Annotated in this window: 13 protein-coding genes; 4 read left to right on the top strand and 9 right to left on the bottom strand. The window is 69.5% G+C overall.

Translation table 11 applies throughout. The features are described 5' to 3' along the window. The 5 genes from QH276_RS22400 to QH276_RS22380 all read right to left on the bottom strand — a co-directional run. Positions 1 to 501 (bottom strand): NAD-dependent epimerase/dehydratase family protein (locus QH276_RS22400; protein WP_280406889.1); only part of this gene is annotated, 501 nt, incomplete at its 3' end. A 68-nt stretch (positions 502 to 569) separates the two neighbouring features. Continuing rightward, on the bottom strand, positions 570 to 1,124 hold the full coding sequence (locus QH276_RS22395) for a TetR/AcrR family transcriptional regulator (RefSeq protein WP_280396823.1): 555 nt from the start codon (positions 1,122 to 1,124) through the stop codon (positions 570 to 572). A 92-nt stretch (positions 1,125 to 1,216) separates the two neighbouring features. Further along, on the bottom strand, positions 1,217 to 2,488 hold the full coding sequence (locus tag QH276_RS22390; protein ID WP_280396824.1) for a sensor domain-containing diguanylate cyclase: 1,272 nt from the start codon (positions 2,486 to 2,488) through the stop codon (positions 1,217 to 1,219). 28 nt (positions 2,489 to 2,516) lie between these two features. Continuing rightward, entirely contained in the window at positions 2,517 to 3,326 is an 810-nt protein-coding gene (locus QH276_RS22385) for an SAM-dependent methyltransferase (protein ID WP_280396825.1), read from the bottom strand. A gap of 230 nt (positions 3,327 to 3,556) precedes the next feature. Next, entirely contained in the window at positions 3,557 to 4,825 is a 1,269-nt protein-coding gene (locus tag QH276_RS22380; protein ID WP_280396826.1) for a multidrug effflux MFS transporter, read from the bottom strand. A gap of 86 nt (positions 4,826 to 4,911) precedes the next feature. Here QH276_RS22380 and QH276_RS22375 point away from each other — a divergent pair, with 86 nt between their 5' ends. Next, on the top strand, positions 4,912 to 5,376 hold the full coding sequence (locus tag QH276_RS22375; protein WP_280396827.1) for a MarR family winged helix-turn-helix transcriptional regulator: 465 nt from the start codon (positions 4,912 to 4,914) through the stop codon (positions 5,374 to 5,376). Between the two features lie 23 nt (positions 5,377 to 5,399). Here the strand turns inward: QH276_RS22375 and QH276_RS22370 are convergent, their stop codons facing one another. After that, the gene (locus QH276_RS22370) at positions 5,400 to 6,467 is read right to left on the bottom strand and encodes an NAD(P)H-dependent amine dehydrogenase family protein (protein WP_280396828.1); all 1,068 of its coding nucleotides are present in this window, start codon (positions 6,465 to 6,467) and stop codon (positions 5,400 to 5,402) included. Positions 6,468 to 7,026: 559 nt separating this feature from the next. On the opposite strand from QH276_RS22370, the gene QH276_RS22365 reads away from it, so the two are divergent. Beyond that, positions 7,027 to 7,473, top strand: coding sequence for an NUDIX hydrolase (locus QH276_RS22365; RefSeq protein ID WP_280396829.1), 447 nt, complete (start codon positions 7,027 to 7,029; stop codon positions 7,471 to 7,473). Between the two features lie 283 nt (positions 7,474 to 7,756). Here QH276_RS22365 and QH276_RS22360 read toward each other — a convergent pair whose 3' ends face one another. Beyond that, positions 7,757 to 8,776, bottom strand: a complete 1,020-nt coding sequence (locus tag QH276_RS22360; RefSeq protein WP_280406888.1) for a DMT family transporter — start codon at positions 8,774 to 8,776, stop codon at positions 7,757 to 7,759. Between QH276_RS22360 and QH276_RS22355 the strand changes: the two genes are divergently transcribed. Next, positions 8,775 to 10,187 (top strand): PLP-dependent aminotransferase family protein, encoded by a 1,413-nt coding sequence (locus QH276_RS22355; RefSeq protein ID WP_280396830.1) that lies wholly within the window; start codon positions 8,775 to 8,777, stop codon positions 10,185 to 10,187. The genes QH276_RS22360 and QH276_RS22355 overlap by 2 nt on opposite strands. A 94-nt stretch (positions 10,188 to 10,281) precedes the next feature. Here the strand turns inward: QH276_RS22355 and QH276_RS22350 are convergent, their stop codons facing one another. Then, positions 10,282 to 11,322: a flavin-containing monooxygenase gene (locus QH276_RS22350; RefSeq protein WP_280396831.1), complete on the bottom strand. Its 1,041-nt coding sequence runs from the start codon at positions 11,320 to 11,322 to the stop codon at positions 10,282 to 10,284. A 126-nt stretch (positions 11,323 to 11,448) separates the two neighbouring features. Then, entirely contained in the window at positions 11,449 to 12,303 is an 855-nt protein-coding gene (locus QH276_RS22345; protein WP_280396832.1) for a helix-turn-helix transcriptional regulator, read from the bottom strand. 147 nt (positions 12,304 to 12,450) lie between these two features. On the opposite strand from QH276_RS22345, the gene QH276_RS22340 reads away from it, so the two are divergent. Beyond that, the gene (locus QH276_RS22340) at positions 12,451 to 13,044 is read left to right on the top strand and encodes an SDR family NAD(P)-dependent oxidoreductase (protein WP_280406887.1); all 594 of its coding nucleotides are present in this window, start codon (positions 12,451 to 12,453) and stop codon (positions 13,042 to 13,044) included. Positions 13,045 to 13,191: the final 147 nt, after the last annotated feature.

Here is a 13,191-nt window from a genome sequence, read left to right as displayed (position 1 = left end):
CCCGGGGTTGCGGAAGTCGAGTGTGCGCCGCAGCACCGTATCGGCCTCGAATTTCGATGCGCCGTAGGCGCCGACCGCGTAGTCGTGCTCGGCCGACTCCGGGACGGTGACCCGGTAGCCGGTGATATGGACCAGCCGGCGCGGTTCGGGCAGGGTCGCCGTCCAGTCCAGGATATGCAGAGCGCCGTCGATATTCACGGCCCGGGCCAGGGTGGGATCGGCGCCGAACGCGAACAGCGCCGCGCAGTTGTACACATCGCGGATTCCGGCGCGGTCGATCCGGCCGACGTCGCCCAGCCCGGGATCGGTGATATCGCAGTCGAGTACGGTCAGCCGCTCCCGCTCGGCGCCGTGCTCGTCGAGCCAGGAGGTGAGCCGTTCCCCGCTGCCGGGGCGCACGGCGGCGGCCACGGTATGGCCGTTGCGCAGGAGCCGGGCGACGAGTGCGCGACCGATGAATCCGGCGGCGCCGAAGACGAGGGAATCCGGGGAGTGGGTCATGGCGATTCCTAACTGGACTGGTCTACATATTTTGTGGGGACGTGAAAAGGCGTTCGAGTCGTGGCAGGTCAGAGCAGGGTCCGGGCGATGCGTGCCGCACGTTCGAGCGGCGCGCGGTCGCGCTGGGTCTGGGCGAGCAGCAGCGCGCCCTCGATCAGGGCCAGCAGTGAGACCGCAAGGTCCTCCGCATCGCGGTGGCCGGCGGTATGCAAGCTGATCCGTAACGCCTCGGTCCAGCGTTCGTAGACCCCGGCGCAGGCGCGCTGCACGATATCGTTCGTACCGGAGATCTCCAGGGCGACCGTGGCGACGGGGCAGCCGCATTCCCAGCCGGAGGCCTCGAGCCGGTCGCCGAGCAAGGTGATCAACTCGGTGACCGCGGTGGCGGGATCGGAGAGGTCGGCATCCGCGAGCGCGGCGTCGATCACGCCCGAGGTCTGCGTGATGGCGGCGGCGACGAGTTCGTCCTTGCCGCCGGGGAAATGGAAGTACAGCGAACCGCGCGGGGTCCCGCTGTCGGACAGGATCTGGTTGAGTCCGGTGCCGAAGTAGCCGCGGCGTTCGATGGACGCGCGGGTCGCCTCGATCATCCGCTGTCTGGTTTCGGCTCCTTTGGCACCCATGGCTGAAAAGTAGACCGGTCTGCATAAAATGTCAATCGTCCACTGCCGGCCGCATCGGTGCACCGGGTCCTGCGGGCGCCCGGTACCTGTTGTCAGTACCGGGGTCGCTTGGTCTTGTTGCGGTACATGGCAGTATCGGCGGCCTGCATCGCCTCGTCGATCTCGGCCGGCGCCTCCTCGAGATACACCGTGCCGATACTCGCGCCGATGGTGATCGTCCGGCCCCGGATATCCATCGGCGCGGTGAGTGATCGGTGCATATCGACACTGAGCGTGGACAATTCGCCCGTGCCGGTGCACCGCTCGAGCACCGCGATGAATTCGTCACCGCCCAGGCGGGCCGCCAGTCCGCCCGCCGCCGTGACGGTCTGCCGCAGGCGGGCGCCGACGATACGCAGCACCTCGTCGCCGACGGTGTGCCCCCAGCGATCGTTGACCTCTTTGAAACCGTCCAGATCCAGGTACGCCACCCCCACCGGGGGCACGGCCGCGGCCAGCCGCTGGAAGAAATGGCCGCGATTGGGCAGGCCGGTGAGTTCGTCGTGGTTGGCGTCGTACCACAGGCGGTCGGCCAGTTCCCGCCGTTCGGTGACATCCACGGCCACACCGATCAGGAATCGCACCTGCCCGCTGTGGTCGCGTACCGCCGACATCGACAGGTCGATCCCGGTGCGCGCCCCGTCGGGACGCAGATGGTCGAGCTCGAGGCGGAACCGGTCGATACCGCCCGCCAGCAGCTGGGTCATCTTGGTGTAGGCCGCACCGATATTGGCCTTGCCCACCAGGTCGGATACCGGGCGGCCGCGCATCTGCCCCACGTCGAGGCCGAGCATTTCCGCGAACGCGGTATTCGCTTCCAGCACTCGGCCGTGGGTGTCGACCGTCCCGATCCCCACCGAGGCGCCCGCGAACACCGCCGCGAACCGGGCCTCGGAGAGTTCGCGCCGCCGCTCGGACTCCTGCGCGGCCGATAGTGCCGCGGCCAGCACGGCCTCTTGCTCGGACAGCGATACCGAGCGCAGTGCCGCGGTGAAACCCGCGGCGAACTCGGCGGCGACCAGGACCGCACGCTCGGATACCGCGCCGGATTCGCGGGACGGCCCCTGCCCGGCCACGTACTCGGCGAGCGCACCGCAGATCACCGGGATCGTGCGCGCGACCACCCGCGGGTCGCGGTAGTTCGCCGCGACCAGCGCCTCGGCCGCACGGTGCGCGGACTCGGGCGGGATGCTCCCGCGCAGGGCGTCGAGGAGGTGTCCGGCCTGCACCGTCAGCAGGTCTTCGATCCGGTCGCGGGTGAGGGTCGGAGCCACCGTGCCGTCGAGCGCGTCGGCCCAGCCCACCGCGAGATCTCGTACCGCCACCGCGCGCCCCATCGCCGGACCCTCCGGGTCAGGAGCTCACCGCGACGCCGGCCAAGCCGAGTGACCGGCCCGGTTCCTCGTGCCGGTCGCGGTCGGATTCCGGCCGCCACAGGGGTAGTTCGACCACACCGGGTTCCACCAGTTCCCAGCCGTCGAACATCGCGGTGATCGCGGCGCGGGAGCGGAACTGGATCCCGACCTGGTTGCCCTCCCGCGACGAATGGTGCAGGGCTTCGGCATCGTCGGGGCGCAGCGCGGAGGTGAGATGCGAGATGGCGACATAACTGCCGGCGGCCACCGCCTCCCGGAGCGCCGCGACCTTCGCGGCCGGTAGATCGGCGTCGGCGAGCAGATGCAGTACGGCGATGAGCAGGATCCCCACCGGCTGCCCGAAATCGATCAGCCCGGTATCCCGTACCCGGGCCAGTAGTTCGGCCGGTTCGCGCAGGTCGGCTTCGAGGGCGCCGTACCGTTCGTCGCCCACCAGGATCGCTCGCGAATGCGCGACGGCGACGGGGTCGATATCCACGTACAGCACCCGCGCGCGCGGATCGCATTCGCGGACGATCTCGTGCACATTGCCGGCCGTGGGGATCCCGGACCCGATATCGAGGAACTGGCTGATACCCGCATCGATCAGGAATCGCACCGCCCGGCGCAGGAATGCGCGGTTGCTCAATGCCAGCCGGGGCAGATCCGGTACCAGCCGGCTACCGCGCTGCGCGGCGAGCCGGTCGACCTCGAAGTTGTGCGAACCACCCAGCAGCGCGTCGTACATCCGCGCCGGGCTCGGCTGCATCATGTCCACACCGTCGGGTGCCCATGCCGGCCTGTCCATCTCGTCCCCTCCTGCGCTCGATATCCGGACCCGGCCGGAATCGCCCGGCCGCGCGGATCGGAACCCCTGCGCTGCGCTACGGGCCGGCCGTGGAGCGGCGGCCCGGTGCCTCCGGGCGCGGTACCGCGTGGACCGGAAGGCACTGTGCGAATAATAGCCCGTGCGTCCCGGCGCCGGCCCGGGGCTCACACCGCTCGGGCCCGGCGGCCGGTCGCGGGCGAAAGCTGTTGTCAGGAAACCGGAGTGGGAACTTTCGCGGCGGTATTCCGGGTGTTCCGGGCGGCAGCGGCGGGTCCGTCGGTTTTCGCGCGGGTGAGCCCGGCGTAGGCCAGTACTGCCAGGGCAATCGCGCCGAGCATCAGAACGGCCATCGGGGTCGCCGTCGCCTCACCCCACAGGCCGACCAACGGCGATACCGCGGCGGCGAGGACGAACTGGAGGCAACCCAGGAAGGCCGACCCGGTGCCGGCGTGCTGATCGGTTTCCGCCAGGGCCAGGGTGGTGGCGTTGGAGAAGATGAAACCCATCGAACCCTGGAACCATGCGAACAGGATGAGCGTCGGCACCGTCGGCGTGCCGAGCAGTACCGCGACGAGCACCCCCGTGGTGGCGAGGGCGGCGCTGGTCAGCCCGATGGCAATCATCGTGCGGTAGGCGACCCGGCCCGCGAGCGCGGCCGAGACACTGCTGGTCGCCACGATGACGAGGGCATTGAGGCCGAACAGCAGCGAGTAGGTACCGGCCGACAGGCCCATCACGTCCTGCATCACGAACGGGGACGCCGAGATATAGGCGAACATCGCGGCGAACGAGAAACAGAAGGCGAGCAGGTAACCGGTGTAGTTGCGGTTCGCCAGCACCGCCCGCGCACTCCGCACGGTGGCCCCGAACCCGCCGCGGGTACGGGCGGACACGGGCAGTGATTCCTTCGCGAAGACCGCCGCGCCCAGGAACATGAGCAGCGTCAGTACCGCGAGGGCGGCGAAAACCATGCGCCATCCGGTGGCATTGATGATCGCGCCACCCGATACGGGCGCGACGACCGGGGCGATCACGCTGATCACCGTGACGACCCCGATCAGTTTCCCCGCCGCCGCGCCGCGGGCGGTATCGGAGATGATGGCCCGGGCCAGTACCACCCCGGCGGCCCCGCTGAGTCCCTGGACGAACCGGGCCACACCGAGGATTTCCACTGTGGGCGCGACGGCGCATCCGATACTGGCGACCAGGCAGACCAGCGACCCCGCGAGCAGCGGCCGCCGCCGGCCGAAGGTGTCGGAGAGGGGGCCGAGGAACAACTGGCCCAGGCCCAGGCCGAGCAGGAACGCGGTGAGGGTGAGCTGGATCCCGGACGCGCTCGCGCCGAGTTCGCCGGCCATCTCGGGGAAAGCTGGCAAATACATATCGGTGGCGAGCGGCGCGACCGCGGTGAGCAGGGCGAGCACGGCGATCAGCGCGGGACCGACCGAATGGTCGCGCGCGTCGGCGGTTTCTGGCATGGGCTTCTTCCTGGACGTGGAAAGAGAACCCGGCCAGAATAGTTATGAAAAAATATATATGTCAAACGATGCGATAGTCTGACGGGATGAACTCCGATCGTCGCACCCAGGGCGGCCGCGACCTGCCGACGGTCCTGCGTGACCTGGCCTGGACGGTGCATCGGCTCGTCCCGGAAGTCGCCGGCGTACCGCATCTGCCGACCACGGAACTCGCCGTGCTCAAACAGATCCTGGCCACCCCCGGGATCACCGTCACCGAACTGTCGAAACGGCTGGGTATGCGGCAGAGCAATGTCAGCGCCGCGGTACGGGGGCTGGTCGAACGGGGGCTGGTCGCGCGTTCGGCCGACCCCGTCGACCGCCGGGTGATCCGGCTCACGCCGACCGAGAAATCCTTCGGCGCCCGGCAGACGATCCACACGGTGTGGTCGGGCACCGTGGAACGGGCGATGGCCCGGCTCGGCGACGAGCAGGTCGCCGCGCTCCGATCGGCCGAGGATGCGCTCGAGGCGCTGGACCGCGTGCTGCGCGAGAGCCGCGACTCGTTGTGAGCCCCGCTGTCGCCGGGCGGGGCCTACTCGATACCCGGTACGACCCCGCGCGGCTGGATGAGCGGCAGATCGTTGTAGGTGGCGATGCCCGGCGGTGCCGCCACGACGGCCGGAATCGCGTTGATCACCGGCATGGCGGTCATGATGTGACCCAGCGTCATGAAATCGGCGATCGTCTCGGCCTGGAAATCGGGGGGCGGCAGGAAGCTCACCACATTCTTCACGGTCGGCCGGCCGTCCACCTGCAGCACCCAGCCGTCCTGATCGATCTTCCAGTCCGGCTCCAGCGTCCGGCCCTTGCGCCAGCGTACGGTCAGCTCGACGAGCGTGCGGCCGGCGACGAGACCTTTCCAGCTCGCGAATACCCCGGCCACGCAGCCGGCCGGGATCGTCCACGAGCCGAGATCCAGATCGGCTGTGGTTTGCGCGTATTCGGCATCGCAGCGCACCTCGTCGAGTTCGGCGCCCAGGGCGTCGGCGATCAACCGGACCGCTTCACCGAAGACCGCGGTTCCCTCGGCGGTCATATCCGAAAGGCCGGGGTGGTCGATCGGCTGCCCGAAGCCCACCGGGCGCTCGGTGGCGGGGGAGTCGTAGAAGGTGGTGTCCGCCGCCTCGGCGACGGTTACCTTGTCGACCCGGTCGCAGATACCCGCCGAGACGATGGCCAGCAGGTTGACGAACCCGGGGCTGATGCCCGAACCGAACATGGTGGAGCCGCCGCGCCGGCACGCCGCGAGCAGGCGGTCGCGTCCGGGGCCCTGGCGGTGGCCGGTGATGAACGACGCGGAGGACACCACGTCCACACCGGATTCCAGGATCCGGACCAGTTCGTCGACATCGATCCACATCGGGTTGTAGATCACGCAGTCCGGTTTCAGGGCGAGCAGCGCGTCGACATCATCGGTCGCGGTGATCCCGACCGGGTCGATTCCGCACAATTCGCCGATATCGCGGCCGACCTTGTCCGGTGACCACGCGTAGCAGCCGACGAGTTCCAGTGCCGGGTTCGCGACTACGGCGCGGACCGAGCTTTTTCCGACATTGCCGGTCGTCCACTGGACGACCCGATACCGACGATCCTGGGGCACGCGCTCAGCATAGGTCCGGTTTCCTCCGTCCGGAATGAATACTCTGATTTTCGAGAACAACATTCTCTACCTGTCGGGGGCTGGTGGGAGGTGACCGCTGCCGCGGGTGACGAGGCGGTGTGGCCGAACGGGTCGCGGCGACAGTTGGCGAGACGGGCGGTCGATCGGTCGCGGGGGCAGAGTGCGCAGAGAGGATGCGGTGTCGCACATCACAAGCAATTCCGTTCAGCCGCGATCCCGGCCGGAGCGGCGCGCGTCACATGTGCTCGGCTGCACGGGGCGCGGCCGCGTAATCCGGCGGCTGTGTCCCGGGACTCCGGACTTCGGCCGGTGTTTCGATTACGTTGCCCGGCAAGGAGCTTCGGGCCACTGGTCCACCGCCATCGGGTCTGGACGCCAGGGAGCGTGAAACGCCTGGATATGCGCCCGCGGGATGCCGATGATCCGTTCGGGTTCCGTCAACATGTGTTATCGCCAGGTCACGGCGCGGTAATATCGAATTGCTCGCCCATGTCTGTTCGGGCGGGTCCCGCCCGATCGAAGGTTGGTGAGACCATCCATGTCGGTATCGATGTTCGACGAAACCCTGCCACGTGGTGAACGAGACGGGGTCGGGCTGCGGGTCGGCGCGATCATCGATCGGGGCGGCGAGGTTCTCTTGCTGGAACTACCGAGTACCGGTCCGATTCGTCCCACCCGTAAGCTCCCCGGCGCGACGGTGGAACCGGGGGAATCGGTGGCCGGAGCGCTCATCCGCGGTGTGCGCGAGGAAACCGGGCTCACGGTCACCGATATCCGGCACCACGTCGGTGACTTCGACTATCTGTCGCCCGCCGGGAAACCGGTGCGGCGGCTGCATTTCGCGGTCGAAGTGGAATCGACGGGCCCGGTGGTGCTGAGTGCGCATGCCGGATATGTCTGGGCGCGGCTGGACGAGGAGGGGCTGCCCGTCACCTCGTCGATCCAGAAGATCCTGGACACCTACCGCGAACTCGTCTACCCCTGATCGACGCCACCGTCGCAGCTCCGGCGGCGGAGACGAATCCGCCGGCGCCGGGTCCGGCGCCGCTCGGCGTCGGCCCGGACGCGCTGATCGCGGCGGGTAGCACGGTTTCTCCGGCGGGCTGAGGCGGCGCACGCCGTCGAGGCCCCGGAGTCGGGGTGGACCGCCGGTGCCGGGCGCCGAACCGAATCGATCCCGGACCTTTCGGTAACGGGGCAGGGTCGATCCGACCCGCGCGACCCCGCCGGAGTGGAATGGTGGGTGGCGTACCGCAGCATTTCCGGTCTCAGCGATGCCGGGCCGGTATCGGTTCGTCCGGTGCGTTCGCGGCGGAAGTGGGTTGCGCGCCGTCTTCCGGGCCGTGATTGCCGTGCGCAATTCCGGGCCGGGCGGGTTCGCGCAGCCGGGTGCGCACCGCGCTCGCGGCACAGGCGATCACCGCGAGCGCGCCGAGCGCGGTCGGCCAGGTCAGTGCCTCGTTCAGCAGGAGTACCGCCCAGCAGAGTGTGAACACCGGCTGGATGAGCTGAACCTGGCTGACCCGCGTCATCGGACCGAGTGCCAAACCCCGGTACCAGGGCAGGAAGCCGAGGAACATACTCACCACCCCGAGGTAGGCGAAGGCGCTCCACTGGGCCGGTGATCCCGAGGGCGGCTGCTGAGCCACCGATACGGCCGTGAGTGCGGCCATCGCCGGCGCGGACAGGACCAAGGCCCAGGAAATGGTCTGCCACGCACCCAATTCGCGGGCGAGCAGGCCGCCCTCGGCGTACCCGGCCGCCGCCGCGAACACCGCGGCGAGCAGTAGCAGATCCGACCAGTGTGGTCCCGCGAAGCCGGTGCCGGTGAACGCGGCGAATCCCACCGCCGCTACGGTCCCGGCCAGGGCGGTGAACCAGAACGCGGGCGGCGGGCGTTCCCGTCCGCGCAGCGCCGCCAGTACGGCGGTGGCCGCCGGTAGCAGCGCGATGACGACCGCGCTGTGCCCGGCCGACGCCTCGGTGAGCGCGAACGATGTCAACAGGGGAAATCCCGCGACCACCCCACCCGCGACGATCCCCAGCCGCAGCCATTGGCCGCCGTGCGGCAGGCGCTGTTTCGTGAGCGCCAGGGCGAACGCCGCCAACAGGGTCGCGACGATCGCGCGCGCACCGGCGACGAACAGCGGCGAGAGACCGCCTCCGGCCATGGCGTATCTGGTGAGCGGAACCGTGAACGAGAACGCCAGAACGCCGAGCAGGCCCCAGACCGGCCCTGACGATAGCGGTGTGCCAGAGTTGGCGATAGCGCTACTATGTTTCCTCATGTCTGACGATAGCAGTTCACGGATCGCCGCGGACCTCCGTGGCTGGATCGCCACGGCCCCGCCGGGCGCGCGGCTGCCCTCCACCCGGAACCTGGTGACGCGTTACGCCGCCGGACCGGTCACCGTGCAGAAGGCGCTGCGCATGCTGACAACGCAGGGTCTGATCGAAACCCGGCCTGGCGTAGGCACTTTCGTCCGGTCCGCCCGCGCCGCCAAGCCGCACGACTACGGCTGGCAGACCGCGGCGCTGGGCGCACCGCCGCATCGCGCCGGTCGGTTGTTCACCGCACTCAGGACGGTTCCCAACGACCGGATCGCCCTGCACTCCGGATACCCGGACCGGGAGCTGCTTCCCGAACGCCTGGTCCGGGCCGCGTTCGCCCGGGCGGCGCGCGGGGACGCGACGGTGAACCGCCCGCCCAGCGCGGGCCTGCCGGATCTGCAGTCCTGGTTCGCGACGGAGCTGGCTGCGATCACCCCGGCCGGGGTGTCCCCACCGGCGCCGGGCGATGTGGTGGTATTCCCCGGTAGTCAGAGCGGGCTGAATACGATTTTTCAAGCACTGATCGGTGCGGGCCGTCCGCTACTCGTCGAATCCCCGACCTACTGGGGTGCGATCATGGCCGCCGAACGGGCGGGTGTGCGGATGGTGCCGGTGCCCAGCAGTACCCAGGGGCCGCACCCCGACGAGTTGGCGCGCGCTTTCGAGCAGACCGGCGCGCGGGCGTTCTACGCGCAGCCCCATTTCGCCAATCCCACAGGGGTGCAGTGGGAGTCGCGGCGTGCGGGTGAAGTACTCGAAGTGGTCCGGCGGTTCGGCGCGTTCCTGATCGAAGACGACTGGGCACACGATTTCGGGATCGACGCCGAGCCGGTGCCGCTGGCCACCCGGGACGACAACGGACATGTGGTCTACCTACGGTCGCTCACCAAGAGTGTTTCGCCGGCGGTGCGGATCGCCGCCGTGGTCGCGCGCGGTCCGGCCCGGGAGCGGATCCTGGCCGATGCCCAGGCGGAGGCGATGTATGTGAGCGGTCTGCTCCAGGCGGTGGCGCTCGATATCATCACCCACCCCGGTTGGCGCACCCATCTTCGCGGTCTCGGCCGGCAGCTGGCCACCCGCCGCGACCTGCTACTCACCGCCCTGCGTGACCACGTTCCCGCCGCACGACCGGAACTGGTTCCCCGCGGCGGGCTGCACCTCTGGGTGCGGTTCCCCGAACGTACCGATCTCGCCCGCCTCGTCGCCGATTGTGACGCGGCGGGTGTGATCGTCGCACCCGGCGACGAATGGTTCCCCGCCGAACCCACCGGCGCCTACCTGCGCCTCAACTTCTCCGGCCCGAATCCCGGGGCTTTCCCGGAGGGCGCTCGGCTCATCGGCCGCGCGCTCGCCGAGCAGTCCCGTTAGTCGCGCAGCGCGGATATCGGTCGCGAGAACAGGTCTCGCGAACGTCCCTTGGCTGCGGTCGCGGCGCACGTTCGGCTCCGTGCGCCCGGATCGCTCAGGCGTACCGGGCCAGCCGACGCGCCACATAGTGGCTGTCGCGTCCCACGCCGTGGAGGGTGCCGGAGAGGATGTTGCGCTGATACTCCAGGCCCAGGAACGCCAGTCCCGGGTGAACGGTGGACAGTCCGTTCCGATGCGGTGGGAAACCCGTCGCATCGGGCCTGCACAGGCCGCCCAGATGTGCCAGCGCGGGACGGTATCCGGTGGCCAGAACGACGGTGTCCACCTCGTCGCGGCGGCCGTCGGGCCAATGCAGTACCCGTCCCTCGCCCCGGGTGAACATCGGCCGGGCCTCTGGGTTGCCCAGCTTCAAGATGTCGCGGTAGCCCCCGGTGTCCACGATGGGGATCGTGCCGCTACGGAAGTATTGCCCGATCGGCAGTCGCGCAGCCAGGGATATGGCTCGCCAGAACTTCGAGTCGGCCGGAATCGGTTCGGTTGTCGCGTAACGCAGGGGTGTGCGATGCGCGAGGATCACCTGGGCCTCGGCGGCGAGTTCCGCGGCGATCTGGACGGCGGAGTTCCCGGATCCGACCACGACGACCCGCTGCCCGGCGAACGGTTGCGGGCGGCGGTACTCGGCGGCGTGCAGTACTGCGCCGGTGAAGGCGGACAGCCCCGCGATCTCCGGGCGATGGGGATTGGCGAACCCACCGGTCGCCGAGACCACCACGGGCGCGCCGAACTCGGATCCGCCGGCCGTGCGCACCAGAAACCGCCCGCCGTCCTTCGCGACGGTGGTGACCCGCTGCCCGGTGTGTATCTCGCCCCGCACTCCGGCCGCGCACCGCCGTAGATAGGCGGCGACCTCGTCGCGCGCCGGGTACCGGTGCGGATCACCCGGGAACGGCCTGCCGGGGAGTGCGTTCAGCTGCGCGGGAGTGAACAGCCGCAGGCTGTCGTAGTAGTACGGCCACGATCCCGCGGTATCCACACCGGCTTCGAGCACTACCGGACGGAAACCGTACTCGGAAAGGGCCAGTGCGGCAGCAATCCCGGCTTGGCCTGCGCCGATCACAATCGCTGGGGTATCCATAGCGTCAGCGATCGTGACATTTCGGACATTTGTCCGCCACCGATTTTCGGAGATGTCGGTTCGGGACGCTGCCCGGCCTTCCCGGCTCCCACATCGAGCCGGTGCCGGGTAGCTGTCGTGGGCTGCTCAACTCCTGGGGGATCCGGTGACCCGGAGCAGCTCGAGTTTGCTCGCGGCGTTGCTCGCTGCCGGGGCGGTGTAGGTCACGATCCGCAGATCCACACCCGGTACCAGCAGGACATCGCAGTCGACGAGGATATCGCCCACTTCCGGGTGGCGGATCGTCTTCCGCTCGCTCGCATGGGGAGTCGCCGCGGTACCGGTGGACCACAATGCATCGAAAGTGCCCGATTCCGAACGCAATTCACCGATGAGCCGGTTCAACCCCGGATCGGCCGGATAGCGGGACGCGGCATCTCGGAGGTCGGCGACGATGGCTGCGGCGAAGGTGTCGTCCCCGCGTTCGGAGTGCACCGATCGCACCGCGGTGTGTGCGGCCCCGGCGCGGAAGAGCGCGCGGGCGAGATTGCGGTCGTCCGGCGGAACACGCTCCGGGTCGCCGAAGAGGTTGGCCCACATACCGTTCCACCACACGAGTGTCCAGTCGGCGCCGAACACGCCGATCGGGGTATCGCCCAAGCGGGCGACGAGCCGCTGGACGCCCGGCGGAACATGGGTATCGATCGTCCCGTCCCGCGGCGGGAGCAGTCCCGCGGCGCGATAGAGCTGATCGCGCTCGGCCCGCGAGAGTTGCAGGGCCCGGGCGAGTGCTCCCACGACCTGTGCGGAGGGATTGCGGGCCCGGCCCTGTTCGAGCCGCAGCACATAGTCGACGGACAGACCGGCCAGCTGGGCGAGTTCCTCCCGCCGGAGCCCGGGCGCGCGCCGCCGGTGGCCGGGCGAGATCCCGGCGTCGGCAGGATCGAGCCGGTCACGCCAGGCGTGCAGAAGCCGGCCGAAGCCGCCGTCGGAGGTGCCCATGCGCATATTTTCGCTCGCCGGCGCCGCATCAGCCTGGGTACTACCGGTCCGTGGTCTGCGAAGGGCCCTGGTAGGTGCGCGGAACCGGCGGGAATCTGGGGGAGCGGGGCCGGCCGCGGCCCGGGGTGGAACCAGTGAGGAGCACGAATGCCGCATACTCTCGTCATGACCGGCGCCGGCCGGGGAATCGGCCGGGCCGCCGCCGCCGACATCCTGCGTGGTTCGACCGATATACATCTGGTCGTCGTGACCCGGGACGGCGCCGGGGTGGGGCTTCCGGAGCCGGCCGGCGCAGCCGCGGTGTCGTACTGCGCGGCGGACCTGGGTTCGCTCGACAGCGTGCGCCGCGCCGCCACCCGTATCGGCGAGCGGATCGATTCCGGCGAATTGCCACCGTTGCGCGGTTTTCTCGGCAACGCCGGAATCCAATACACGAACGCACTCACCGCCGGCCCCGAGGGTTTCGAGGCCACGTTCACCGTGAACGTGCTCGCGAACCATCTGTTCGTGCGGTTGCTCTGGGATCGTTTCCGGGCGCCGGCACGGATCGTCCTCACCACCAGCGACACCCATTTCGGCGATCTGCGGCACAACCTCGGAATGGTGCCCGGCCCGGTCTGGAACGCACCCGGTGTGCTCGCCCGGCCGGGTGCGTTCGCCACTCCGGGGGGGGGGGGGGGGGGGGCGGGCCCCCGGGCGCCCAGCAGCGACAGCGGGCGCGGGGCCGAATGTAGAGGGTAAATCAACCGGCCGCGCCCGCGGCGACGGTCTCCGTACCGATGCCAGGAATTTGCCCGGACCCGCCACCCGGCGCCGCCGCGGGGCTTGCCGCCTGATCCGCAGCGGTGCCGGCGTTCGCGGCGGAGGCAACCGCGTCACCCGTCTCGG

The sequence above is a fragment of the Nocardia carnea genome (genome assembly GCF_029869215.1).
Taxonomy (GTDB): domain Bacteria; phylum Actinomycetota; class Actinomycetes; order Mycobacteriales; family Mycobacteriaceae; genus Nocardia; species Nocardia carnea_B.
The sequence above is the reverse complement of the archived record's forward strand: the minus strand, read 5'-3'. Positions and strand labels throughout refer to the sequence as shown.

Coding starts and splice junctions, on each gene's coding strand:
- QH276_RS22395 (WP_280396823.1), bottom strand. CDS start 1,124: ATGGGTGCCAAAGGAGCCGAAACCAGACAGCGGATGATCGAGGCGACC.
- QH276_RS22385 (WP_280396825.1), bottom strand. CDS start 3,326: ATGGACAGGCCGGCATGGGCACCCGACGGTGTGGACATGATGCAGCCG.
- QH276_RS22380 (WP_280396826.1), bottom strand. CDS start 4,825: ATGCCAGAAACCGCCGACGCGCGCGACCATTCGGTCGGTCCCGCGCTG.
- QH276_RS22375 (WP_280396827.1), top strand. CDS start 4,912: ATGAACTCCGATCGTCGCACCCAGGGCGGCCGCGACCTGCCGACGGTC.
- QH276_RS22365 (WP_280396829.1), top strand. CDS start 7,027: ATGTCGGTATCGATGTTCGACGAAACCCTGCCACGTGGTGAACGAGAC.
- QH276_RS22355 (WP_280396830.1), top strand. CDS start 8,775: ATGTCTGACGATAGCAGTTCACGGATCGCCGCGGACCTCCGTGGCTGG.
- QH276_RS22360 (WP_280406888.1), bottom strand. CDS start 8,776: ATGAGGAAACATAGTAGCGCTATCGCCAACTCTGGCACACCGCTATCG.
- QH276_RS22350 (WP_280396831.1), bottom strand. CDS start 11,322: ATGGATACCCCAGCGATTGTGATCGGCGCAGGCCAAGCCGGGATTGCT.
- QH276_RS22345 (WP_280396832.1), bottom strand. CDS start 12,303: ATGGGCACCTCCGACGGCGGCTTCGGCCGGCTTCTGCACGCCTGGCGT.
- QH276_RS22340 (WP_280406887.1), top strand. CDS start 12,451: ATGCCGCATACTCTCGTCATGACCGGCGCCGGCCGGGGAATCGGCCGG.